Below are 23,812 nucleotides of genomic sequence, written 5' to 3' on the forward strand. Positions count from 1 at the left end.
CGGTTGCGGGAATGCCTGATTCTATTCCGGAACCCGTTTCGGCGTTGCCTTCCCGTAGGGGCGTTTTGTAAGCCAGTGTGACCTTGTCTAGCGCAATGTATCGGCGCTTGCCAGCTTTGCCACTTCTATTGCACCAAGCCCGTCCACCAGCATGAAGTAACCCGTGCGGGCAATAAACCTGCTGCCGGCCAGCGTCGTGCCGGGTTTGACATGGCAGAACAGCCCCAGGCCTATGCTGCCGCACTGCATGTCGTCGGACGGCTTGCTGCCGGGCAGCAGCGATTCCATTGCCCTGCGCAGCGTTGCCTCCGTGACCAGTGTGAATTTGCTTTCGACGTTTGCCTCATTGTTGCCGGATGCATTGCCGGCGACGACGCGCGAGGTATAGCCCAGTTCTTTTTTGCGCAACACCAGTTGTATGGGCGGGTCCTGCCGGCTGGGGCGCAGCTGGTAAGAGCCGCTGAAATGGTCTGTGTCCACTGCAAATGCAGGGGCGCAGGCAGGCAGCAGGCTGGAATATAGCAGGAATGTGCGCAGGAGTTGTTTCACAAAGGCCGGTGGTTGACGTAGGTTTGAGGAAATACTTGCCGGATTCTACCATTGCGGCCGTCGGCAATGAGCGTGATTCCCTCCAGCTGCACAGCTGTTTTTGATACAAATAGTTAACTTTGGGCGCACTCCGGCCGCGATTGGCGGCGCCAGCAACCCCTTACTTTTGTCTTACTTGGGGTGTAAAAAGAGATTGCATGAATTCGAGTTGTTATTGTGCTATTGTCTCTCAATGGCAATGCAAACTCCGCCAATTCCAGGTATCCGCTTCAAATACTTCAACCAATAGAGGTAAATCATGAATACACATTTTTCTGGCCGCAGCTACGGCAGCCTGTCCATCCTGGCTTTGGCTGCCGTGCTGGCAGGCTGCGCTTCCTCGCCCATGCCGCTGGACAAAACCCCGGTTGTGCCTGATAGCCTGAAAGTGCCGTCCGGCCAGGTGTTGTCGCAAGCTTTCCGCGCCACCGGCATCCAGATTTATGAATGCAGGCAAAGTAAGGCCGATGCGCAGAAATATGAATGGGTATTCAAGGCGCCTGAAGCGACTTTGCTGGACAATGCCGGCAACAAGGCAGGCAAGCACTATGAAGGCCCTACGTGGGAATCCAATGACGGCAGCAAGGTCGTCGGCGAGGTCAAGGGCAAGGATGACGGCCCTGATGCCAATGCGATTCCCTGGCTGCTGCTGAGCGCGAAATCGGTTACCGGCAAGGGCATCTTTAGCGAGACCCAAAGCGTGCAAAGGCTATATACGACCGCCGGCAAGGCGCCTGGCTCGGAATGCACGGCCAAGCTGAAAGGCGCGGAAGAGCGCGTGCCTTATACCGCGACTTACTATTTCTACGCTGCGGCAAAATAATTGCCTGAATAACGGTCTGATCGAGTCTTGAAGCGGCCCGGTTTCCTTCAACGGAATCCGGGCCGCTCTGTTTTCATGCCGGCGATGGTGCAGTAGCCGCCTCCAGCAATTCGGCTGTTTCCCGTGTATGATCATTTCGCCTCATTCAGGCTTAAAACAATACATGGAGACAGCATGGCACATCAATTTCAAAAGGCATTTACCGCTATTTATCTGGGGATCATCGTGACATCGACCGCATTTGCACAATCCCGGCTGCCGACCATTGCGCCGGAAAAATACACTGAAGAACAGAAGAAGGCTGCGGAGGAGTTCCTGGCCGCGCGCAAGACCCCGGTATTCGGCCCGTTTGAGCCGCTGATGCATAGCCCGCAAATGATGAGCCAGGCGCGCTCCATGGGTGATTACCTGCGCTATCACTCGGCCATCGGCAATACGCTGAGCGAATTTGCGATCCTGGTCACCGCGCGTGAATGGACGCAGGATTATGAATGGCATGTGCATTATCCGATAGCGCTGAAGATGGGCATCAAGAAGGAAATCGCCGATGCCATCGCGGACGGCAGGCGGCCCACAGGCATGTCGGAAGATGAAGAAATCGTCTACGATTTTTCTACCGAGCTGCACAAGAATAAGCGTGTTTCCGAAGCGACCTTTGCCCGTGCCGACAAGCGCTTCGGCAAGGCCGGCGTGGTGGACCTGACCGGTATCAATGCGTACTACACGCTGCTGGCGATGCAGTTGAACGTGGCCCAGTATCCATTGCCCAAAGGCGGCAAGCCGCTGGTCCGTCTCCCTGAATAAAGGCAGGCAGCGGTAATGGACAGGCTCAGTGTCATGCGATTATTTGTCGATGCTGCTGCACTCGGCAGTTTTTCCGCGGCCGGGCGCAAGCAGGGGCTGTCGCCGGCAGCGTCCAGCGCCTGCATACAAAGGCTGGAAGCATCGCTGAAAGTAAAGCTGTTTGAGCGCACGACCCGCAGCCTGCGCCTGACCGAGGAGGGTGAGCTATATCGTCAGTACGGGCAACAGGTGCTGGAGCTGATGAACGAGGCTGACCATGCGCTGCAGCAGGGCAAGGACACGGTGCGCGGCACGGTGGCGATCTCGGCGCCGTCCGACCTGGGGCGTAACCTGCTATTGCCTTACCTGGACGAATTCCGGACGCAGCATCCGGATGTGCGTTTTGTATTGTCGCTGACGGACGGCACGGCCAACCTGGTGCAGGAGGGAATTGATGTGGCGATACGCTTCGGCCAGCCGGCCGATAGCAGCATGGTGGCGCGGCTGCTGTTCGCCAATCGCAGGGTGATTTGCGCATCGCCGGATTGCATCGCTCGTCATGGCCGCCCCGAATCGCCGGAGCAACTGGCCGAGTTGCCGACATTGGTGCTAACGACTGCGCACTGGACGGTGAACGAATGGCGTTATCGTCTTGCCGGTATTACGGGCACGGGCGGCGAAGGTGCACTGAAGTCGGTGCGGCTGTGCAATACGCAGCAAAGCAATGACGGCGAGGTGATCCGCAAATGGGCTTTGCAGGGCCACGGCTTTGCGCGCAAGTCCTGGCTGGATGTGGGCGCCGATGTACGTGCCGGCCGCCTGGTCACAGTGTTGGATGATTTTTTTGCCGACCAGGCGCCATTGAATATCCTATACCACCAGAACCGTTTCCTGGCGCCGCGCATCAGGCTGCTGGTGGAGTTCCTGCAACAGCGGTTTGGCGCGTATGCCGCTGAGCTGCAAGGCTGATTACCAGCCGTCGATTTTTGAAAATTATCAAACTTTAATATGTTATTACATAATTTTATATAAAAATTATGTAATAACATACTTTACTTTGAGTGATTGCTATGCTAAAACATAATAAATAATCCAATATTATGTTTTGACATATCATGAGTCTAATCCCACAAATCAAAGCCAGGCAGCAGTCGCTCGGCAAAACCACGCGTGACATTGCCAAAATGGTGGCGATGGCGCCTTCGAATGCGACCAATTCCCTGTCCGGCAAGATAGACGTGCGTGCTTCCACGCTGGAAGCCTTTGCCGGCGCGCTGGACGCAAAATGGGTACTGGTGCCGCGCCATTTGATGCCCGAAGTCGAGCGTTTGTTGTCCGGTAAAAGCATAGGCCCGGATGACGTGCCCAGCGCGGCGCAACGTTTCCTGGATGGCGAGAAATAAATGAGTAATGAACTAAGTCCGCGTTACCTGGAGGTCTGGCTGCGCGACCTGCATGTGGGCTGGTTGTGCGAGGCGGGGCGCACCACGCGCTTCGTCGCGACTGAGCCATATATAGCCGATGCCCGCAGGCCGACGCTGTCGATGTCGCTGACGGTGCCGGGCAGCGACCGGCTGACGCGTGAGATTCTGCAAAACCCTTTTGATCCCGCACTGTATCAGGAGCGCGGCGAATTGCCTGCGTATTTTGCCGGCTTGCTGCCGGAGGGTGATCTGCGCAAGCGTCTGGCGGCAACGAGGAAGGATATCCGCGATACCGACGACTTCGGCATCCTCGCCGCTGCCGGGCTGGATTTGCCGGGTGCGGTGAAAGTGTTGCCGGCCGACCTGGATAAACTGACCGACCATGCGCGCGCAGTCGGTGTCACCGGTGGTTCGGATAACCTGGAAATCGGCGTGCCCGAACAGGCAGCGGAAGGGGCTGCGTCACTGTCTGGCATGCAAGACAAGCTAGCGTTATCCACTGCGCATAAGGGCAAGCGCTTTACTTTACCTGTCAAGGGTCGCCTGTCCGACGTGATCGCCAAGCTGCCTGCGCGCCATGACGATGCGCAGATTTTTAACGAATACACGGCGATGCAGCTGGCCCGCATGGCAGGGGTCAACATTGCGCCGTGCAGCACGCGGCCGCTGACCGATATTGATATGCCGGATCTGGTGCAGGCATTAGGCGAAGACAAATATTTCCTTGCGGTGGACCGGTTTGACCGCACGCCAGACGGCGCCGTGCATGTGGAAGACGCCTGCCAGCTGCAAACGCTGATGCCGATTCGGAAATATGCAGACACCCGGTATTTTGTGGCGCTGCTGAAAATACTGGACAGGCTGAGCGTGCGCGGCGTGGAGGACATCCGCCAGTTTTTCATCCGGCAAACGGTAAACACGCTACTAGGCAATTCGGATGCGCATCTGAAAAATTTCAGCGTCATTTACCACAACGGCATCCTGCCGGAACTGTCACCGGCATACGATATCGTCTGCGTCAGCGCCTTGCCGGGTTTTGCAGGGTTTGCGACCAATGTCGCCATCGATGCTCAGCAACAGCGGCAGACGCTGCAAACCTACAAGGACATCGCAACGCAGGCCGGCATTGCTGCCCGCATCGCTGTTGCCGCGGTCAAGGATACGGTGGAGCTGGCGCGTACGCGCTGGCCAGAAGCGCTGAAAGACCTGCCGGCGCCGGCCGCGGCAGATGCCGAGATCAGGCGCCGCCTGGCGGTGCTGCCGCTGGCGCAATAACGTTCAATATCCTCAAATGCACATTACAGCAGGCCGCCGCCTTCTACGTCCAGCACCGTACCGTTGATGAAGCCGTTCTGCATCGCCATCAGATAAACCTGCGCTACTTCGCCAGGCTGGCCGACGCGGCCTACCGGCAGTCCGGGAGCGACCTTCTCCATCACTGCATTGCGCGCATCGGAGCCGGGCGCGCCCCATAGTTCGGTATCGATAACGCCGGGGCTGACCACATTGACGCGACGCGGCGCCAGTTCCTTGGCGAGATTCTTGCCCATCGCTTCCACCGACGCGTTGACCATGCTCTTCAGCAGGCCGCCGGGACCGGGCTTGCGCGCCAGGATGCCGGAAGTCAGCGTGACGGAGGCATCGGCGGCGAGGTAGGGCAGGGCTACCTGCACTGCCTTGACATACCCGAACACCTTGACGCTGAAGGCCAGCTGCAATTCTTCCTCCGACAGTGCCGGCAGTTTTGGCGAGCCTACCCTGGCGCCGGAGGTCAGCACCAGATGCTGTATCGGCCCTATGGACGCGAACGCCTGGCCCAGACTGGAGGCATCGGTAATGTCGGCGCTGATGCCGGTAATGCCTTCATGAGTGCTAGCGGAGCGTCCCAGGACAGTGACTATGGCGCCGGCATTTTTTGCGGCTTGCGCGATGGCACGGCCCAGGCCGGAGGTGCCGCCGACGATGACGACGTTTTGCTGATGCAGGGAATTGAGTGCAGACATGATGTTTCCTTTCATTGGATATTAAATAATTTCGGGGCGGGCGGTGCCCGCTTATGAGTGCTTTCCAGCTCTATTGCTTGATGATACCCATTTGCTGCAACAGGCTCAGGTTGTCCTCCAGATGCCAGTTTTCGGCGATCTTGCCGCCGGCAATGCGGTACAGGTCAAACGCCTGGAAATCGATGGCCTGTCCCTGGCCGCGGGTTTGTCCGAACTTCCCGGTGAAGTGGCCGCGGAAATGCAGATGCACGCTGACCCGGTCGCCGGCAACCACCATGTCTTCTGCTTCTGCCGTCAGGTCAGGCACCGCGGCCCTGAATGCGGCGGAAGCTTGCAAGGGGCCGGCAACGCCCTGTGGCCGGCCGGGCGGCAGCGTGCGGTCGGTGAAGTCCGCGGCCAACGCCTGCTGTGCGTATTGCGCCTTGCCGGTATTCCAGAATGCCGCGTAACGCCGCGCTGCAAGCACGGCTGCGCCGGACTCGGCTGTTTTCGCCGCTACGCTGACATGCAGTGGTTGTGGCAGGTCTGCATCGCTGCTTTCGGCTGCATGTACGGCCATTGAGCTTGCCAGCAAGGCTGCAGCTGCCATCGCCATTGCAGGCCGCGCGGAGGCGGAGCGTTTGGCGATGGGAGTAACGGAAATAATTGAAATAACAGAAGTGAGGGCGGTGAAAATTGGGAACATGATCATCCTTTCGGTGAAGATAAGCGTGAGTGCTGGGAAGGATTGTCTGCCTAAGGCCCTGTTTTGATAATTGGCTTCGATGTGAAAAGATATTCTTGTTTTTGTTGAATATGGATGCCACCCCGGCGCACGTGGCCCTGGTAAAATTTACTTACAAATAAGTTTAGGCGAATCGGCGCAAAGCGTGTATATTCCGCTTTGTACTTGCATCAGGTCGTAATATTGTTGGTCCCAATTCCGCATGGCTGTTCCTCTGGTCGTTCTGTTTTATCTCCTTCGGTTTTAATTTCTTGGTTTCAAGTGCCTTTCAGGCAATCTTGCCTATTCTTAAAATAAAAGGAAATCACATGAGCAATCAAACAGGTATCGTAAAATGGTTCAACGACGCTAAAGGCTTCGGCTTCATTACTCCAGACGCAGGCGGCCCAGATCTGTTCGCGCACTTCCAGGACATACAGTCCACAGGTTTCAAAAGCCTGTCGGAAAATCAGCGCGTTTCTTTTGAACGCAGCGTTGGCGCCAAAGGCGACAAAGCCAGCAACATCCAAGTTATTTCTTAATTCATCGGTCGGCATTCGCCGGCTCTTGAAAGAAACGCTTTAAGCCCAACTTAGCTTGTCAGATTGAATAATTACCGGCCATAAGCACCGTGCAGATAGTACGGGCTTGTGGAAAAACAGTCTGTCAGCAAGTGAAGCAAAAAATCGCCGAGGGGCATCGCATTGCGGTTCCCCGTTTGTGCAGACCGGCTCTAACCGGCCGGCCACCATGCAGATAGCATGGGGCCGGAAGATGGTTTAGCCGGGCAGTGGGATGAATATCCCGCCAGTGAAGGTCGTCTTGAAGGCGCACCGGAACGCACAGCCAGTTCTTGCCGGCCAGTAGCGCGCACTAGCGCCGCTTCTGGAAAATGGCTTAACTGATCGGCGAAGCAAATAATTCGACTATCGGATGACGGTCGCACGGCGATCTTATCCGGAGCAGACAAATGCAAAACCCGCCAGGGACACTGTGCAGATAGCACGGGTTTCCGGTTCCGGCGGCACCATGCAGATAGCATGGGTTGCCGGCCTTGGTCTGCTGTAGAGCAATATAGTGAATGGAAAGCCCGCTTTGTAGCGGGCTTTTTTGCGTTTACTACATTTGTTTTGCATGCTTCCAAAGCATTACCGGCATATTTGCCGTATCAAAGGGATTTGCTCGAAAATTGCTTTGCGGTAAAATTGCGAATTTCCTCGTGGAAATGCTAAATATATCTGGTGCAGGGCTGCATACGTGACTTGCGCACCTGGCGCGGGCTTTGTCGGCGCGAACCAACGCAGGCAGCTTTTCCGGCTAGCCTTCTTCGATTAATAAGAGTATATAAGTCAAGTGCTTAGCAATTATGTGCCTTAAAACGGTAGGCATCGCCTATGGCAAGGTATGCGGAAGAAACCGCAGCCTGTGCAGACCTCTGAAGGGGACGGTGTGTTTACACGACTGATCAGCCGGACTTTCCTGCCGCCTAAAACCGCCACGCTGGATATGCAGCAGTGGCGCGAACAAGTATTGTCCGCCGTACTGTTTGCAGTGCTGGTGCTGGGCAGTATTACTGCGGTGCCGAGCATCCTGCTGGCGCTGAGTGAAGGCCTGCAGTCCATTGCCATCATGGATACCGCGGCGCTGATCTGGCTGGCCTGCATCTGGCGCCTGAAGCGCTTGCCTTACAAGGTGCGGGCCATCAATTTCCTGGCATTGCTGTACATGGTTGGCGCGTGGTTCCAGATCATGGGCATCCCTGTCAGCCAGATTTACCTGAAAGCAGTCCCTATCATGGCGGCGCTGCTGCTGGGCATGCGTCCCGCTGTGTATGCGCTGGTGCTGGATGCGCTGACGATGCTGTGCATCGGCTACTTGGGCAATGCCGGCCAGTTCGGCACCGGCCTGGCGGACCAGCCTTTCCTGCGCTGGGTCATCATCACGCTGAATTTCAGTTTCGTCTGTACCGCGATCACAATCTCTTGTGCCGTGCTGTTACAGAAGCTGGAAAAATCGCTGGAAGCGCAACGCGCCATCAGCGAATCGCTGAAGCAGGGCCAGGAAAGCCTGCGCGTGGCCAATGAAGAATTGCGCCTGACCGCTGCCGCCGTAGAAAGGCTGAACGACCTGGTGCTGATTACGGAAGCCCAACCCATTTCGCTGGATGGTCCGCGCATTGTGTTCGTCAACGATGCCTTTGTGCGCCGTACCGGGTATGCGCGCGATGAAGTGCTGGGTAAAACACCCCGCATCCTGCAAGGCCCGAATACGCAGCGCCATGAACTGAAGCGCATCCGGATGGCGCTGGAGAAGTGGGAGCCTGTGCGCGCCGAGCTGATCAACTACACCAAGGCCGGCGAGGAATTCTGGGTCGAGGCGGACATCGTGCCCATTGCAGACGACGCAGGCGTATTCACGCACTGGGTGGCGGTGGAGCGCGACATCACCGAACGCAAAAAATCGGAAGCCCGCATTCACAAGCTGGCGTTCTTCGATGTGCTGACCGGCTTGCCGAACCGGCGCCTGCTGCTGGACCGCATCGGCACGCTGCTGTCCAGCGCACGCCGCACCGGCCTGGTCAGCGCTGTGCTGTTCATCGACCTCGATCATTTTAAAAATATCAATGAGGCGCGCGGCCATGCGGTAGGCGACGCCTTGCTGCGCCACGTGGCCAGGCGGCTGGGCAATCTGCTGCGCGAGATGGATACCGTGGCGCGCATAGGCGGTGATGAGTTTGTTGTACTGGTATCCAATATCGCGTCCGATATCCAGTCCGGCGCCCATGCAGCGCTGGCCGTGGCTGAAAAGATCCGCGATGCGATGGCCCAGCCTTTCGTCATCGACGGCCAGCCTTATAGCTCCGGCGGCACCATAGGCGTGACGCTGCTGCCCAAGACCGGCCAGTCCGCCGACGACCTGCTGCGCGAGGCCGATACGGCGATGAACCGCGCCAAGACGGCAGGGCGCAACCAGATTGCGTTTTTTGAGTCGGCGATGCAGTTTGAAGTGGAACAGAGGCTGACGATAGAGCGGGATATGGCCGAAGCGGTCGCAGCCAGCCAGTTCGAGATGTACCTGCAGCCGCAGTTCAACTGCGATGGCGAGGCGGTCGGCGCGGAATTGCTGATGCGCTGGTTCCACCCGGTGCGCGGTCCGGTATCGCCGGCGGTCTTCATTCCGGTGGCGGAAGAATCGGGCATGATATTAAAATTGGGAGAATGGGCATTGCGCCAGGGGTGCCAGACGCTGGTGCGGCTGGAGCGGGCCGGCAGGGCGATGCCGGTGTCGATCAATGTCAGCCCCAAGCAGTTCCGCCAGGCCGATTTTGTGGACCAGGTCTGCGCCATGCTGGCGGAAACCGGGGCGTCGCCCTCATTGCTGATCCTGGAGGTAACCGAAGGTCTGCTGATCGACAACCTGGACGATACGATTGCCCGCATGCGCCAGTTGACCGAAAGGGGCGTGCGGTTTTCCATCGACGATTTCGGCACCGGCTATTCCAGCCTGGCCTACCTGAAAAAACTGCCGTTGTACGAACTGAAGATAGACAAGAGTTTCGTGCGGGATGCGCCGGCAGATCCCGGCGATGCTGCCATCGTCCAGGCTATCCTGTCGATGGCAAAGCCGCTGGGCCTGCGGGTAGTCGCCGAGGGTGTGGAAACCCGGCAGCAGGCGGACTTCCTGATTGCAAGCGGCTGCGACTGCCTGCAGGGCTTCCTCTTCGCCAAACCCATGCCGGTGGACGACTGGCTGAGCCAGAAGCGGGATCACGCTGAACCGCTCCGTGTATAAACCGCATCCAGTCCATGTCCCCGGTTCGGCGCAATTTGTTTCCTTGTAAGTCAAATTTTCAAACACTCCATTTTTTGGGGGCGTTTGAATTCCAAGTCCGGCGCGAGCCGGCTGGATTCAATGCCGTGGACATGGTAAAAAATATTATTCCAGTGTAAGTTTTTTCTCTCTTTTTCGACTAATCGGCTGACGATGGCATTCCGCACCCAAGTGTTGTGCGGGGTTCTCCCCGATCTGCTTGTTAAAGGAAGATGATGAACTTTAGTAACTTGAAAATCAGCATGCGGCTGGCAATTGCTTTCGGCACGCTGATGTTTGTCATGCTGGCCATGATTGTCTCCAATGTTGAAAGGCTGACCGAGATAGGCAGCAAGAACACCACCATCATTGACAAGAACTGGATAGGCGCGTCCGCCGCGCTGGAAATCGATGCACTGACGCAGGAAAACGGCAGCCGCACGCTGGAGCTATTCATCCGTAGCGAGCAGGGCGACCGGATTGCGCAATATAAGGCCATCGACGACAACCGCAAGAAGATCGATGCGCTGGTGCAGCAATTTGCGAAGGTCGCCAGCACAGTGAAGGAAAAAGAAGCATTGTCCAGGTTTGTTGCCGCGCATGGCGCCTTTATAGCTGCCTATACCAAAGTGGCGGACCTGATTGAAGAAGATCGTCGCGACGATGCGGTGGCATTGCTGACCACGGTGGCGCAGCCTGCATTGAATTCCGTCCTGGCAGTGATGAACGACATCATCAGCCTGCAAAAAAACGAGATGGCGGGCAATGGCAGGGAGATCAAGACAAGCATCGCTTTTTCCCGCACCCTGGCGCTTGGCTTCGGATTTTTTGCACTGCTGATCAGTGCGCTGTTTTCATTTTTCATCACCCGCTCCATCACGCGCCCGCTGAATGTGGCGGTCGCCGCCGCCAGGCGGGTTGCCGACGGCGATCTTACCGGCAGCATCGACGTCAATCGTACAGACGAGGCGGGGCAGCTACTGTCAGCCTTGTCCGGTATGAACGCCAGCCTTACCAGCGCGATTGCGCAGGTCCATGAAGGCACCCATACGATTGCCGCCGCCTCGGATGAAATTGCCGCCGGCAATGCCAACCTGGCTTCCAGGACTGCGACGCAGAATAGCGCGCTACAGGAAATTTCCGCCTCCATGCATGGGCTGACTGCCGCAGTGAGGCAGAATGCCGGTAATGCCGGGCAAGCCAATTTGCTGGTCATGTCTGCGTCTGAGGTTGCCACCAAAGGCGGGCAGGTCGTGGGCGAAGTGGTGCTGACGATGGGGGCAATACGCGAAAGCTCGCGCAAGATAGTCGACATCATCGGCGTCATTGACGATATCGCCTTCCAGACCAATATCCTGGCGCTGAATGCGGCGGTAGAAGCAGCACGCGCCGGCACGCAAGGCCGTGGATTTGCGGTGGTGGCCGGTGAGGTGCGCAATCTCGCGCAGCGTAGCGCCGTGGCAGCGAAGGAAATCAAGGAACTGATAGGAAGCTCAGTCGAGCGGGTGGATCACGGCACCGAACTGACAGACAAGGCAGGGAAGACCATGCAGGATATCCTGTTGTCCATCCGCCAGGTGACAGAGATCATGTCCGCCATTACCGCCACAGGCCGCGATCAGAGCGTGGGTATAGAACAGGTCAACCTGGCCATCACGCAGATGGATGAAATTACGCGGCAGAATTCTGCATTGGTTGAACAGGCGACTGCAACCGCGCAAAATATGCATGGGCAAAGCATGGCGCTGGCGCATGCAGTCAGCCTGTTCCGGCTACATCCTTCTGTCAAGGTTCCCGGCCTCGCCGGAGGCTTGGCGGATGACAGAGCGGCAATGCATTTTGTGCCCGCCATGGGGCAGCGGGGAATGCGCAGCAAAGCTCCGCGCCTGTCTTGAGTCTTCTGCTATGCGTGAAGCTCGACCTCGCCTTCAATTTCCACAGGGATGTTGAACGGCAATTCCGCCATGCCGACTGCGCTGCGCGCATGCGCACCCGCGACCGGGCCATACAGCTCATTGATCAGGTCGGAGAAGCCGTTGATTACCGAAGGCTGCCTGTTGAAGCCGGGCGCTGAATTCACCATGCCCAGCACCTTGACCCAGGCCGAAATACGGTCCAGGTTACCGAGCGTGCGTTTCAGGCTGCCGAGTATTGACAACGCGGTGAGGCGTGCTGCCGTATAGCCTTGCTCTACCGTCACTTCCTTGCCGAGTTTGCCCAGCGGTTCCGCCAGCGAGCCATCCGGATTTTGCGGGCCGTGGCCGGAAATAATGGCGCGGTTGCCGACGACACGCACAAACTGGAAGGGCAATTCGACCCCTGGCGGTGGCGTGACGGCAGGCGGCAGGACCAGCCCTAAGGCGGCGAGGCGTTCTTCTATCTTCATTTTGTATCTCCTGACTAAAGTCCAAGAAACTTTTCCAAATATGCATTGTAGCAATTCCGGCGCAAGCCTGGTTGGGCAAGCTCATGTATCATCATGACCAGAAGGCAATAGCCGAGCACGTAAAAATGAACTGAAATCCGGTATACGGATTCACCAACTACATCATGGAATGGAGATATAACATGAGCGTTAATACAGACTACGAAACCATCAAGTACGACATCAGCGACCACATCCTGACGATTACGCTGAACCGGCCGGAAAAGCTGAATGCCTTTACCGGCAAGATGATGGCGGAACTGATCGATGCCTTCGACAAGGCCGACGCGGACGATGATGTGCGCGCCATCATCATGACCGGCGCCGGCCGCGCGTTTTGCGCGGGCGCAGACCTGTCCAGCGGCGCTGCCACGTTTGACTACGCAAAGCGTACCGACAGGCCGGAAAAACAGGGTTCGCCAGTCACGTCCGACGGGCAGATGGACTGGAGCAATGAGCTGGTGCGTGACGGTGGCGGCAGGGTGACGCTGCGTATCTACGAGTGCCTGAAGCCCGTCATTGCGGCAATCAACGGCCCGGCGGTCGGCATCGGCATCACGATGCTGCTGCCATGCGACATCCGGCTGGCTTCCGAAGAAGCCCGCATAGGATTTGTCTTTGCGCGCCGCGGCATTACACCGGAAGCCTGTTCTAGCTGGTTCCTGCCGCGGCTGGTCGGCATCAGCCAGGCGCTGGAATGGACATATACCGGCCGTATCATCCCGGCGCAGGAAGCGTTGGCCGGCGGCCTGGTGCGCAGCCTGCACAAGCCTGATGAATTGCTGGACGCGGCGCGTGCGCTGGCTGCCGAGATCGTTCACAATGCCGCACCGGTTTCCATCGCACTGACGCGCCAGATGTTCTGGCGCATGTCGGGCGCCGATCACCCGATGGAAGCGCATAAAATAGACAGCCGCGCCATCTATTCGCGCGGTGCCGCTGCCGACGCCAAGGAAGGCGTCGGCTCTTTCCTGGAGAAACGGCCTGCAGTATTCACCAACAAGGTATCGCAGGACATGCCCTCGTTTTTCCCCTGGTGGCAGGACCGGCCGTATAAATAAAGACGGACGATGCAGGCAATGATGAAGCGGGGTTTTGATGACTAAGGCAGGTGCGCTTTCCGATGCAGATGCCGCGTTTGAAGCGGCGCGGCGGCTGCATGAGGCAGGGCAGCTTGATCAGGCGAAGCTTGCCTATGAAAAGATATTGATGCAGGCGCCAGAGCATGCGGACAGCCTGCATCTGCTCGGCGTTGCCGCGCACCAGTCGGGCGACCACGTGCGCGCCAGCGCGCTGATCCAGCAGGCGATCAATGTAGCGACAGGCCCTGTGCGGGCGGTGTACTACAACAACATAGGCTCGGCATTCCGCGCCTCCGGGCGCCATACGCAAGCGATGATTTCGTTCGGTGTCAGCATCCGTATCGACCCGTCGTATGCGCCAGCCTATTTCAACCTGGGTGTGGCGTTGAGCGATGAGGGCAACTGGGAAGTCGCCTTGCAGCGCTTTGCCACTGCGTTGCGCCTCAACCCTGAACTTGCCGATGCCCACTACAACAAGGCAATTGCCGAAAAGCAGCTGTACCGGACGGAAGAGTCGCTGGCCAGTTTCCGCGAAGTGCTGCGGCTGCAGCCGGACAACGGGCTGGCGCAGCATTACGTCGCGCTGCTGACAGGTACGGCGTCCGACAGGGCGCCGGATGACTATATCGTCAGTGTTTTCGACGGCAGCGCCGAACATTTCGACGAACACCTGGTGGAAGAGCTGCAGTACGATACGCCGCAACTGCTGGTAGATATGCTGCAGCAGCATGCACATGCAGGCGAGAAGGCGTGGGCGGTGCTGGACATAGGCTGCGGCACCGGGCTGGTGGGTGCGGCGATTGCCCCATTTGCGCATTGTCTTGCGGGTGTGGACTTGTCGGCCAGGATGCTGGAAAAGGCGCGTCAGCGCAAACTCTACGACCGCCTGGAACAATCCGAATTGCTGGCGATGATGAAAAAGGAAGCTGATGCATCATACGATGTAATCACGTCTGCCGATGTGTTCATCTACATAGGCAGGCTGGAAGGCGTGTTTGAGCAGGCGCGGCGCCTGCTGAAGCCTGACGCCTATTTCGCCTTTTCGGCAGAATCGCTGGATGACCTGCTGGAAGAGGACGCCGGCACCGGCGAGGATTACCGGCTTAACCCCAGCGGCCGCTATGCGCATGCTGCCGCCTATCTGCGCAGGCTGGCTGCTACCCATGATTTTGAGGTCAGGAGCATGTTCAGTACGCCGGCACGCCTTGAAAGGGGCTATCCGGTGCTGGCCTGGTTGGCGCTGTGCCAGCGCAGGCAATAGTGTAGAGGACGGCGTAGAATCCGGCAAAGATGGATCAGGAAAAACCGACCACCGGGTGCGGCACGTAGGGTGCTTCCAGCGATGCGATTTCCTCCACGCTCAGTGTGATTTCCAGCGCTGCCACCGCGTCTTCCAGATGCTGCGGTTTGGATGCACCGATGATGGGCGCAGTCACGGCACTCTTGCTGAGCAGCCATGCCAGCGCAATCTGCGCGCGCGGCACGCCGCGCTGTTTTGCTATCTCCGCCACGCGCTCTACCACGGCGCGGTCGGAATCCACGCTGGCGACATACAGGCCCTTGCCGAATTCATCGGTTTCGGTGCGCGCGGTTTTTTCATCCCAGTCGCGCGTCAGGCGGCCGCGGGCCAGCGGGCTCCACGGTATCACGCCTATTTTCTCCGATGCGCACAGCGGCAGCATTTCGCGCTCTTCTTCGCGGTTGATCAGGTTGTAGTGGTTTTGCATAGTGCTGAAGCGCGTCCAGTCATGCTTGTCCGCCAGGTGCAGCGCTTTGGAAAACTGCCACGCATACATGGATGACGCGCCTATATGGCGCACCTTGCCGGCCTTGACCAGGTCGTGCAGCGCTTCCAGCGTTTCCTCTATCGGTGTTGCATGATCCCAGCGGTGGATCTGGTACAGGTCCACATAATCCATGTCCAGCCGTTTCAGGCTGGCGTCTATTGCCTGCATGATGGCCTTGCGCGACAAGCCGGCGCCATTCGGTCCGGGCTGCATGCGGCCATGTACCTTGGTGGCGACCACGATGCTGTCGCGGTTGGCGTAATTCTTCAGCGCGCGGCCGACGATCTCTTCACTGGTGCCATCAGAATACACGTTCGCCGTATCGAAAAAGTTGATGCCCAGATCCAGCGCCTGCTTGATCAGCGGGCGGCTCGGTTCCTCCGGCAGTGTCCACAAATGGGTGCCGCGCTCTGGCACGCCGTAGGTCATGCAGCCGAGGCAGAGGCGAGAAATGTCGGTGCCGGTGTTACCCAATTTGGTGTATTTCATGCAGACCTCGAAGGTGAAAAATGGTAATGGAAAGAAGAACAAGTCCGGTGATACTTTACACAAGTTCCATTTTTCTTGCCGAAGGCAGTCCGCACGGTGCCGAGCATTGACGCACGCTTTAAAGATCACTACAGTGTCTGCTCTTTAAACGCCTCCCTGCGGGACGGCAGTTTTTACGACGGAGTCAACTTGATCACCAGCAGTTTATTGCAATCGGTTCCAGGGATAGTGCACGGCTTTGGAACGGCTGCCGAACTTGTGCCGCATGCGCTGGCAGGTGCGTGGGCAGTGAGGCCTGGCAAGAAGCAGGTTCATGGCACGCAGCTTGCCGAAGTCACTGCCGCTAACCAGGAGTGCGGCGATGCCGACGGCATTTTTTCAGCCGAGGCAGGCATACCGATTAGCGTGATTACCGCCGATTGCGTGCCACTGATACTGGCAAGGCGAGACGGTGCCATGGTGGCTGCAATACATGCAGGATGGCGCGGCCTGATAGGCGGCATCATCGATACCTTTGCTGAGTGCCTGAAGGAAAAAGGGGAGGCGCCGACAGACTGGGTTGCCGCCGTGGGCCCTACGGTTGGCGCGTGCTGCTACGAAGTCAGCGGAGAGCTGGCCGCACAGTTTGTCAGCCACTTTCACTGGCTACCCACTGAAACAGTCAGCCCGCGTCACCGCCACCTGGAGTTGAATGCAATAGCCGAAGCAGAGTTGCGCAGGATAGGCATAGGCGACGTGGATAATTTGAAGCTGTGTACGATGTGCAGGCGGAATGCGGAAGGCAATTTTTTATTCCGTAGCTACCGTAGAGGCGACCGCGGGCCGCAACTGCATTCGGGGGCGATGATATTGCCCTAGCATGGCATATGGAGAAGGGCTTTGCTGCGTACAACTTACGCTGTCATGCAGTGACCATAGCCTGGGTGGAGCGGAGCGCAACCAGGGGCATGGCTCGGAGCATTTCGGATTTTGAACTTTGCATACATTTTGCATATGCCGGTATCCGGGTTTGATCCCGGATTCCGCTGCGCTGCATCCAGGCTACTCTTCTCTTTTTTTTGAAGAGGTGCTGAACGTAATGTTGACAATCTCGCGCTGCACAGGTTTTGCCTGCGAGGCAGCATCTACAGGTGCGAGCGGCGTATCGGGCTACCGACGGCATTACGCGCCGGGAATTTCGCCCATCATCTCGCCCATGCGCACCGCGCCTGCCGGTTCCCATGCCGGATTGAAGTTCAGCGTATGTTGAGGAAACAGCAGCACCACGGTGGAGCCCAGCAGGAAGCGGCCCATTTCCTCGCCTTTTTTCAGCACGATGTTCTGGTCGTCATATTTCCATTCGCGCACGTCGCGTGTGCGTGGCGGATTGACGACGCCATGCCATACCGTGGACATGCTGCCGACGATGGTGGCGCCCACGAGCGTCAGCACAAAAGGGCCGTGCGCCGATTCAAATACGCAGACCACGCGTTCATTGCGCGCAAACAGGCCGGGTACGCCGCGCGCCGTGGTCGGGTTCACGGAGAAAAGCTCACCCGGCACGTAGATCATGCGCGTCAGGCGGCCGTCGCAAGGCATGTGGATGCGATGGTAGTCGCGCGGGCTCAGGTAGATGGTGGCAAAACTGCCGTCTTCATATTGCGCGGCCAGCGCGCGGTCGCCGCCGACCAGTGCGGTGGTGGAATATTTGTGGCCCTTGGCCTGGAAAATCTGGTCCTTTTCTATCGCGCCGAACTGGCTGATAGCACCGTCCACCGGGCAGACGTAAGGGGCGGCAGATAAGGGCCGCGCGCCTTCGCGCAAGGAGCGGGTAAAGAAGTCATTGAAGCTGGTGTAGCTGGTGATGTCGGAATTTGCCGCCTCCTCCATATTCACCTGGTACTTCCGCACGAACCTGCGAATGATGCCGGTCGTGATGCTGCCAGCCCGTGCGTCGGCAATCAGGGAGCCAAAGGAGGTCATCGCCTTTTTCGGCATCAGGTACTGCGGCAATACGGCGAAACGATCAGACACGATAAAACACCCTTAATGAAGTCAGGAGGGGATTATAACGGTGAGTATCATTAAAATTGAAGCCTAAATTCACCTTGCGCCACATTATCGCGCTGCAGCAAAGAATCTCTGTGGGCATCAGGACAGCATATTGCCGCACCGCCACGACGGAATCGCGTTAAACGCCCGCCGATGATCCTTTCTCGCCCTTTTTCTGTGCGCTTCGCGCTAAAACGAGATGCCGAGGGAGACGGCGCTATTGGAAGGCCCTTGCCCCCGCATCCGGGCTGCCTCAAATTTAATCATCATCAGAATATCTTTTTAAATCAAGTGCTTGGGCGCGGCGGGTGTGGGTTATCCACAGCATTGTTAACAGCTTGTGTGGGTAAGCCTGTGGCTTGTGTGAACCAGCGCACCGAAGCATGCGGGCGGCGGAGGTATACATAGCGGTACACCGTCCATTAACTCGATGAAAGTAAAAAAACATGAGCTCAAATCCATCACAGCCTAAAGCCAATTTGTCAATCGATACTGCTGCGATACGCATTGCCGCGCAAAATCTTGACGATGGAGCTGTCACTTCAGGTTACCGCGGTAACCGCGAAGAAATTATTGCCATGCTCAATGGCGCGCTGGCGACCGAATTGTTATGCGTCATGCGCTACAAGCGCCACTATTTCACAGTGACGGGCCGCGAAAATCTCGCCGTCAAGGCAGAGTTCCTGCAGCACGCACAGGAAGAAGCAGATCATGCAGACCAGATCGCGGAGCGTATCGTGCAGCTGAACGGTGAACCCGACTTCAATCCCGCCACGCTGACTGAGCGCAGCCATGCTGAATATGACGATTCCAAGGATGTGCAATCGATGATTCGGGCTGATCTGATCTCGGAACGGGTTGCCATCGAGTCCTACCGCCAGATGATAGAAAAAATAGGCGATTCCGACCCTACCACGAGGCAGATGCTGGTTAGCATCATGGCCGTGGAAGAAGAGCACGCGGATGACATGCGGGATTTCCTGTCGCTGTCTTGAACGGCTAATGCTGCGCCCGTGAACGGGCGCGGATCTCTGCATTATTCCAGGGCCGTCCATTGGCAACGATGGCCGGCTCTTTTGCTAATTTTGTCCGGCTTGTTCACAACCGCAGCCATCCGCTCAGGATACCCATGAAATATACCGATTACTATGCCGCGCTGGGAGTCGACAGGAAGGCCACCCAGGCAGAAATCAAGCAGGCTTACCGCAAGCTCGCGCACAAATATCATCCGGATATTTCCAAGGACGCCGAAGGCGAGAGCAAGTTCAAGGACATCGCCGAAGCCTACCGAGTGCTGAAGGACGAGGAGAAACGCGCTGAATACGACCAGCTTGGCGTGCACCGGGCCGGTGAAGAATTCTCGCCGCGTGGCGCCGGCCATTCACCGCATTCACCGTATTCGCAGCAGTTCGATGATGCCGATGCCTCATTTGCCGATGTCGACATGGCCGACCTGATGGCGGCGTTTGCCGCTGCACGCAAGGGTGGCAGCCAGGCGGGAGGCCGTGGAGAAGGTTTCTCCCGCCAGGCATGGCCGCAGGACGGCCAGGATTTTGAGACTGAAGAACCGGTCACTCTGGAACAGATGCATGCCGGCGCGGAAATCGATGTCAGCGTCAGCTTGCCGGAGCTGGATGCACAAGGCATGCTGCATAGGGTGCCGCGTACTTTTCGCGTCAAGGTGCCCAAGGGCGCGCAAGACGGCCAGCGGCTGCGTTTGCCGGGCAAGGGCGGGGCAGGCATGCACGGCGGCAGGCAAGGCGACCTGTATGTGGTCATGCGTGTGATCCCCCATCCTTTGTACCGGGTGGACGGCAAGGAACTGTACATGGATCTGCCGCTGGCGCCATGGGAGGCAATGCTGGGCGCCAGCGTGCAGATACCCACGCTGGGCGGCACGGTGGAAATGAATATTCCCGCGGGCACGGTCAATGGCCGCCGGCTACGCCTCGCAAAGCGCGGCCTACCCGGGGCGGATGGTTCCATGGGTGATCTGTATGCCATGGTGCGGATAGAAGTGCCGAAGGAAATCACGCCGCAGCAGCGCGAACTGGAGGAGCAGCTGGCCAAGCTGTCCACGTTCAATCCGCGCGCGCATTTCGCAAAATTTCAAGCTGGAGGTGCATGATGGCAGCCGCAACTACAACAACACCGCACACCATAGAGCGCGTACATGCTGTATGGCTGAATGAGACGGAATTTTGCTCGCTGGAAGAATTGGTGAGCCTGTCGGGCCTCTCCCGGCTGGAGCTGGATCACCTGATAGATATGGGCGTGATCGAGCCGGACAGCGTTCGCGGCGAGCAGATCGTATTCCAGCAGCGCTGGCTGGTAGTGGCGCGTTCCGCCCGGCGTATCAGGGATGACTTTGAACTGGATACACAGGGGCTGGCGGTTGCCGCCAGCCTGCTGCAGCGCATAGAGGCGCTCAAGGGGGAGCTTGCCTCTGCGCGTGCGCAACTGCTGCACGGCAATCTGTCTTCGGACGCCTAAATTACCAGGTGTCGATAAACAGCTTGCCGTCGTTGATGACCTGTTTCGCACTCTGCAAGCCGCGCACCAGCCAGGCGCGGGTGTCTGCGGGGTCTATCACCGCATCAATTTCCAGCGTCGCGGCCATATTGGCGGCTTCTCCGTTTTTGTACTGCTGCGCGACCAGTTTCTGGAACAGCGCGTCACGCTCTTCGCCGGCAGCGGCCGCTTCCAGTTCTTTCCTGTACCCCAGCCTGACCGCGCCTTCCAGTCCCATCGCCCCAAACTCGCCGGTAGGCCAAGATACCGTGAATACCGGCGCATCGAAGCCGCCGGCCGTCATCGCCTGTGCACCCAGCCCATAGCCTTTGCGCAGCACCACGGTAAAGTAGGGCACGCGCAGGTGGGCGGCTACCACGAACATGCGGCATACATGGCGTACCTGTGCCTGCGCTTCTATGTCGGGGCCGACCATGAAGCCGGGCGTGTCCGTCAGCGATACAATAGGCAGGCCGTGTGCATTGCACAGTTGCATGAAGCGCGCAGCCTTGTCGGCGGCTTCCACATCAATGGCGCCACCCAGGTGTTTGGGGTTGTTTGCGATAAGTCCTACCGGACGGCCCTCGATACGGGCCAGCGCAGTGACTAACCCCGCGCCGAAGCCGGCGCGCAGTTCCAGCACCGATCCACTATCGGCCAGGCCCTGCATCACCTTGCGCACATCATAGACGCGCAGCCGGTTCTCCGGGATGGCGTTGCGCAGCAGGCGCTGGTCGGCGCACTCCCAGTGGGTGGTGCGGCCCTGGAAATAAGACAAGTATTGCTTAGCGGCCGCGACGGCTTGCGCTTCGTCCTGAACGAGCACGTCAATGACGCCGTTGCCGGACTGCACATCGCTGGGGCCGATTTCTTCCGGTTTAAATATGCCCAGCCCGCCGCCTTCTATCATTGCCGGGCCGCTCATGCCGATGTTGCTGGCGGCGGTGGCAATAATTACGTCGCAGCAGCCCAGCAGTGCCGCATTGCCGGCAAAGCAGCGCCCATGGACGATGCCAATGACGGGCACTTTGCCGGATAGTGCCGCAAATTGGCTGAAGGTATGGTTGTTCAGGCCGGCGACAATCGGCATATCGGTATCGCCGGGGCGACCGCCGCCGCCTTCCGCAAACAGCACCACCGGCACCTTGAGCTGGTGCGCCAGTGCCAGCATGCGGTCGGTCTTGTGGTGGTTGCGCATGCCCTGGGTGCCTGCCAGCACGGTGTAGTCATAGGCCAGTACCGCGCAGCGCGCGTTGTCGGCACCGAATTGTTCTGCATTGATGCTGCCCAGGCCGGTGATCATGCCGTCCGCAGGGGTGTTGACGATGAGGTCTTCGATGCTGCGGCGACGTGTCTGCGCGGCGATTGCCAGTGCGCCATATTCGATGAAACTGTCCGCGTCGCACAGGTCGGCGATGTTTTCGCGCGCGGTACGTCCGCCTTGCGCGTGGCGCTTGCTGACTGCCGCCGGGCGGTTGGCGTCCAGCGTAAACGCATGCCGGTCTCTATTCTTTTGCAGGTCCGACCGTATATGGTCGAGGTCGACCTGTTGTTCGCGGGCGTGCGTTAGGGCTTCCGCATCGGCGGCTTCCATTAGCAGCAGAGGTTGATCCTGCGCGACAAAGTCGTTTTGTTTCGCGAGGATGCCGATGACGCGGCCGGCGGTCTCGGCCACGATTACGTGCTCCATTTTCATTGCTTCGATGACTGCCAGCTGCGCGCCCGCTGCCACCAGTTCACCTGGCTGGACGTTGAAGGCGACCAGTTTGGCGGGCATCGGCGAATTGACAAGGCTTTGGCCATCTTCCAGTGATTCGCTTGCTTCCTGCCCGCCTTTTGGACGCGGCTTGGCCGGTACAATGACTGCTGCAAGAGCGGGCTTGTCTGCCAGCGAAGAGGCGGCTTGCATGAGCTCGGCCAGATGTTCTTCCACGAAGCGCGTATGGATGCGGTGCGGCACAAACTCCGGCCTGTCCAGCAGCGCCCGCAGCAACGGCAGGCTGGTGGCAATACCTGAAATGCTGCATTCATCCAGCACGCGGCGCGCGCGCCTGGCGGTATCGGCAAATTGCCTGCTGCGGCTGCTGACGATCAGCTTTGCCAGCAGCGTATCGTAGTGCGGCGACGGCGTATAACCGGCATAGCCATGGGTGTCGACCCTGACGCCGGGGCCGGTGGGCAGGTCGAAGCGCTGCAGGCTACCGGAACTTGGGTGTGCGTTGCCGTGCGCATCCAGGGTTTCCGCATTGATGCGCAGCTGTATCGCATAGCCTTGCTGGCGCGGCGGCACAGCCGGGTCCAGGCCGCAGTCTGTCAGTGTTTCTCCCGCAGCAAGGCGGATCTGCAGCTGCACCAGGTCGATGCCGGTTACTTCTTCGGTGACGGTATGCTCTACCTGCAAGCGCGGATTGGCTTCCATGAAGACAAAGGGCAGGTCGGCAGAGTCTTCGTCGACGAGGAATTCAAAAGTGCCGAGGCTGCGATAAGCTGCCTTGCTGGCCAGGGACAGCGCGGCATCGTTGATCAGGCGGCGCATCTCTGCAGACAGGCTGGGGCTGGGGGCAACTTCCACCAGCTTCTGGAAACGCCTTTGCAGCGTGCATTCACGATCGCCCAGCGCGATCACCTGGCGGCCGTCGCCGGCGACCTGGATTTCTATGTGCCGCGCGCGTTTCACGAGCCGTTCCAGATACACGCTATCGACGCCGAACGCGGCGCGTGCTTCCGATACGCAGCGCGCATACGCTTCCGGTAGCTCCGCGGCATGCTGAACGACGCGCATGCCGCGCCCGCCGCCGCCGCCGGTGGCCTTGATCATTACACTGATGCCTGCAGGCTGGGCCGCAAAGAAGGCCTGTGCCTGCTCCAGTGTGGCGGCGCCGGTGCCGGGCACCAGCGGTATGCCGCATTGCAGGGCCAGGGCGCGCGCCTTGGCCTTGTCGCCGAATATCTCCAGATGTGCAATGGAGGGGCCGATGAAACAGACGCCGGCCTCGGTGCAAGCCTGCGCAAAGTCTGCCCGTTCGCTGAGGAAGCCGTAGCCGGGATGGATAGCATCGCAGCCGGTTTGCTGTGCAATGGCGATCAGCCTGCCGGCATCCAGATAAGCTGCGGCGCCGGTGGCGTTCAGCGCGATAGCTTCATCCGCGCCGGCGACATGCAGTGCGCCGGCGTCATCCTCTGCAACCACGGCAACCACGGCAATGCCGAGGTCGTGCGCAGCACGCAGGATGCGCAGCGCGATCTCTCCGCGGTTGGCGATCAGTATTTTTTTAAACACGGCAATTCCTTTACATTGAACAGTCGTAGCCTGGATGGAGCACAGCGTAATCCGGGACGCTCTACGACAAACT

21 protein-coding genes are annotated in these 23,812 nt (G+C 58.5%); 14 read left to right on the forward strand and 7 right to left on the reverse strand.

The genetic code is table 11. From position 1 onward, the window contains the following. Positions 1-87: 87 nt before the first annotated feature. Positions 88-549 carry a hypothetical protein gene (locus ACO0LO_RS04580; RefSeq protein WP_422963018.1) on the reverse strand — a complete coding sequence of 154 codons (462 nt, stop codon included), beginning with the start codon at positions 547-549 and terminating at the stop codon, positions 88-90. 298 nt (positions 550-847) lie between these two features. Between ACO0LO_RS04580 and ACO0LO_RS04585 the strand changes: the two genes are divergently transcribed. The 5 genes from ACO0LO_RS04585 to ACO0LO_RS04605 all read left to right on the forward strand — a co-directional run bounded on the left by ACO0LO_RS04585 (position 848) and on the right by ACO0LO_RS04605 (position 4,893). Then, positions 848-1,411: a DUF3455 domain-containing protein gene (locus tag ACO0LO_RS04585; RefSeq protein ID WP_422963019.1), complete on the forward strand. Its 564-nt coding sequence runs from the start codon at positions 848-850 to the stop codon at positions 1,409-1,411. Between the two features lie 174 nt (positions 1,412-1,585). Further along, positions 1,586-2,215, forward strand: coding sequence for a carboxymuconolactone decarboxylase family protein (locus tag ACO0LO_RS04590; protein ID WP_422963020.1), 630 nt, complete (start codon positions 1,586-1,588; stop codon positions 2,213-2,215). A gap of 33 nt (positions 2,216-2,248) precedes the next feature. Further along, positions 2,249-3,163, forward strand: a complete 915-nt coding sequence (locus ACO0LO_RS04595) for a LysR substrate-binding domain-containing protein (protein ID WP_422963021.1) — start codon at positions 2,249-2,251, stop codon at positions 3,161-3,163. 146 nt (positions 3,164-3,309) lie between these two features. After that, a complete protein-coding gene (locus ACO0LO_RS04600; RefSeq protein WP_422963022.1) occupies positions 3,310-3,597 on the forward strand; it encodes an XRE family transcriptional regulator in 288 nt (95 codons plus the stop codon). Further along, complete coding sequence (locus ACO0LO_RS04605) at positions 3,598-4,893, forward strand: type II toxin-antitoxin system HipA family toxin (protein ID WP_422963023.1); 1,296 nt, start codon at positions 3,598-3,600, stop codon at positions 4,891-4,893. A gap of 23 nt (positions 4,894-4,916) precedes the next feature. Here ACO0LO_RS04605 and ACO0LO_RS04610 read toward each other — a convergent pair whose 3' ends face one another. Both ACO0LO_RS04610 and ACO0LO_RS04615 read right to left on the reverse strand, forming a co-directional pair. Further along, positions 4,917-5,621 carry an SDR family oxidoreductase gene (locus ACO0LO_RS04610; RefSeq protein WP_422963024.1) on the reverse strand — a complete coding sequence of 235 codons (705 nt, stop codon included), beginning with the start codon at positions 5,619-5,621 and terminating at the stop codon, positions 4,917-4,919. A gap of 70 nt (positions 5,622-5,691) precedes the next feature. Beyond that, positions 5,692-6,216, reverse strand: coding sequence for an ester cyclase (locus ACO0LO_RS04615; RefSeq protein ID WP_422963479.1), 525 nt, complete (start codon positions 6,214-6,216; stop codon positions 5,692-5,694). Between the two features lie 437 nt (positions 6,217-6,653). Between ACO0LO_RS04615 and ACO0LO_RS04620 the strand changes: the two genes are divergently transcribed. The 3 genes from ACO0LO_RS04620 (at position 6,654) to ACO0LO_RS04630 (ending at position 12,029) form a co-directional block, all read left to right on the forward strand. Continuing rightward, positions 6,654-6,866, forward strand: coding sequence for a cold-shock protein (locus ACO0LO_RS04620; RefSeq protein ID WP_325394922.1), 213 nt, complete (start codon positions 6,654-6,656; stop codon positions 6,864-6,866). A gap of 907 nt (positions 6,867-7,773) precedes the next feature. Then, the gene (locus tag ACO0LO_RS04625) at positions 7,774-10,116 is read left to right on the forward strand and encodes a putative bifunctional diguanylate cyclase/phosphodiesterase (RefSeq protein ID WP_422963025.1); all 2,343 of its coding nucleotides are present in this window, start codon (positions 7,774-7,776) and stop codon (positions 10,114-10,116) included. A 251-nt stretch (positions 10,117-10,367) separates the two neighbouring features. Continuing rightward, positions 10,368-12,029 carry a methyl-accepting chemotaxis protein gene (locus ACO0LO_RS04630; protein WP_422963026.1) on the forward strand — a complete coding sequence of 554 codons (1,662 nt, stop codon included), beginning with the start codon at positions 10,368-10,370 and terminating at the stop codon, positions 12,027-12,029. An 8-nt stretch (positions 12,030-12,037) separates the two neighbouring features. Here ACO0LO_RS04630 and ACO0LO_RS04635 read toward each other — a convergent pair whose 3' ends face one another. Next, positions 12,038-12,520 carry a RidA family protein gene (locus tag ACO0LO_RS04635; RefSeq protein ID WP_422963027.1) on the reverse strand — a complete coding sequence of 161 codons (483 nt, stop codon included), beginning with the start codon at positions 12,518-12,520 and terminating at the stop codon, positions 12,038-12,040. Between the two features lie 182 nt (positions 12,521-12,702). Between ACO0LO_RS04635 and ACO0LO_RS04640 the strand changes: the two genes are divergently transcribed. Together ACO0LO_RS04640 and ACO0LO_RS04645 are read left to right on the forward strand one after the other, a co-directional pair. After that, the gene (locus ACO0LO_RS04640) at positions 12,703-13,620 is read left to right on the forward strand and encodes a crotonase/enoyl-CoA hydratase family protein (protein WP_422963028.1); all 918 of its coding nucleotides are present in this window, start codon (positions 12,703-12,705) and stop codon (positions 13,618-13,620) included. A gap of 37 nt (positions 13,621-13,657) precedes the next feature. Next, a complete protein-coding gene (locus ACO0LO_RS04645; RefSeq protein WP_422963029.1) occupies positions 13,658-14,902 on the forward strand; it encodes a tetratricopeptide repeat protein in 1,245 nt (414 codons plus the stop codon). Between the two features lie 34 nt (positions 14,903-14,936). Here ACO0LO_RS04645 and ACO0LO_RS04650 read toward each other — a convergent pair whose 3' ends face one another. After that, positions 14,937-15,917: an aldo/keto reductase gene (locus tag ACO0LO_RS04650; protein WP_422963030.1), complete on the reverse strand. Its 981-nt coding sequence runs from the start codon at positions 15,915-15,917 to the stop codon at positions 14,937-14,939. Between the two features lie 189 nt (positions 15,918-16,106). Between ACO0LO_RS04650 and ACO0LO_RS04655 the strand changes: the two genes are divergently transcribed. Then, on the forward strand, positions 16,107-16,775 hold the full coding sequence (locus tag ACO0LO_RS04655) for a polyphenol oxidase family protein (RefSeq protein WP_422963031.1): 669 nt from the start codon (positions 16,107-16,109) through the stop codon (positions 16,773-16,775). 303 nt (positions 16,776-17,078) lie between these two features. On the opposite strand, the gene asd is transcribed toward ACO0LO_RS04655, so the two are convergent. After that, entirely contained in the window at positions 17,079-17,930 is an 852-nt protein-coding gene (gene asd / locus ACO0LO_RS04660; protein WP_422963032.1) for an archaetidylserine decarboxylase, read from the reverse strand. Positions 17,931-18,394: 464 nt separating this feature from the next. Between asd and ACO0LO_RS04665 the strand changes: the two genes are divergently transcribed. The 3 genes from ACO0LO_RS04665 (at position 18,395) to ACO0LO_RS04675 (ending at position 20,441) form a co-directional block, all read left to right on the forward strand. Continuing rightward, entirely contained in the window at positions 18,395-18,943 is a 549-nt protein-coding gene (locus ACO0LO_RS04665) for a ferritin-like domain-containing protein (RefSeq protein WP_422963033.1), read from the forward strand. A 134-nt stretch (positions 18,944-19,077) separates the two neighbouring features. Then, entirely contained in the window at positions 19,078-20,076 is a 999-nt protein-coding gene (locus ACO0LO_RS04670; RefSeq protein ID WP_422963034.1) for a DnaJ C-terminal domain-containing protein, read from the forward strand. Next, positions 20,073-20,441: a chaperone modulator CbpM gene (locus ACO0LO_RS04675; protein WP_422963035.1), complete on the forward strand. Its 369-nt coding sequence runs from the start codon at positions 20,073-20,075 to the stop codon at positions 20,439-20,441. The genes ACO0LO_RS04670 and ACO0LO_RS04675 overlap by 4 nt, the downstream gene beginning before the upstream one ends. 1 nt (position 20,442) lies before the next feature. Here the strand turns inward: ACO0LO_RS04675 and ACO0LO_RS04680 are convergent, their stop codons facing one another. Next, positions 20,443-23,739, reverse strand: a complete 3,297-nt coding sequence (locus ACO0LO_RS04680) for a carboxyl transferase domain-containing protein (RefSeq protein WP_422963036.1) — start codon at positions 23,737-23,739, stop codon at positions 20,443-20,445. Positions 23,740-23,812 lie beyond the last annotated feature (73 nt).

The sequence above is a fragment of the Undibacterium sp. TJN25 genome, from assembly GCF_049339885.1.
Lineage (GTDB): Bacteria > Pseudomonadota > Gammaproteobacteria > Burkholderiales > Burkholderiaceae_D > Undibacterium.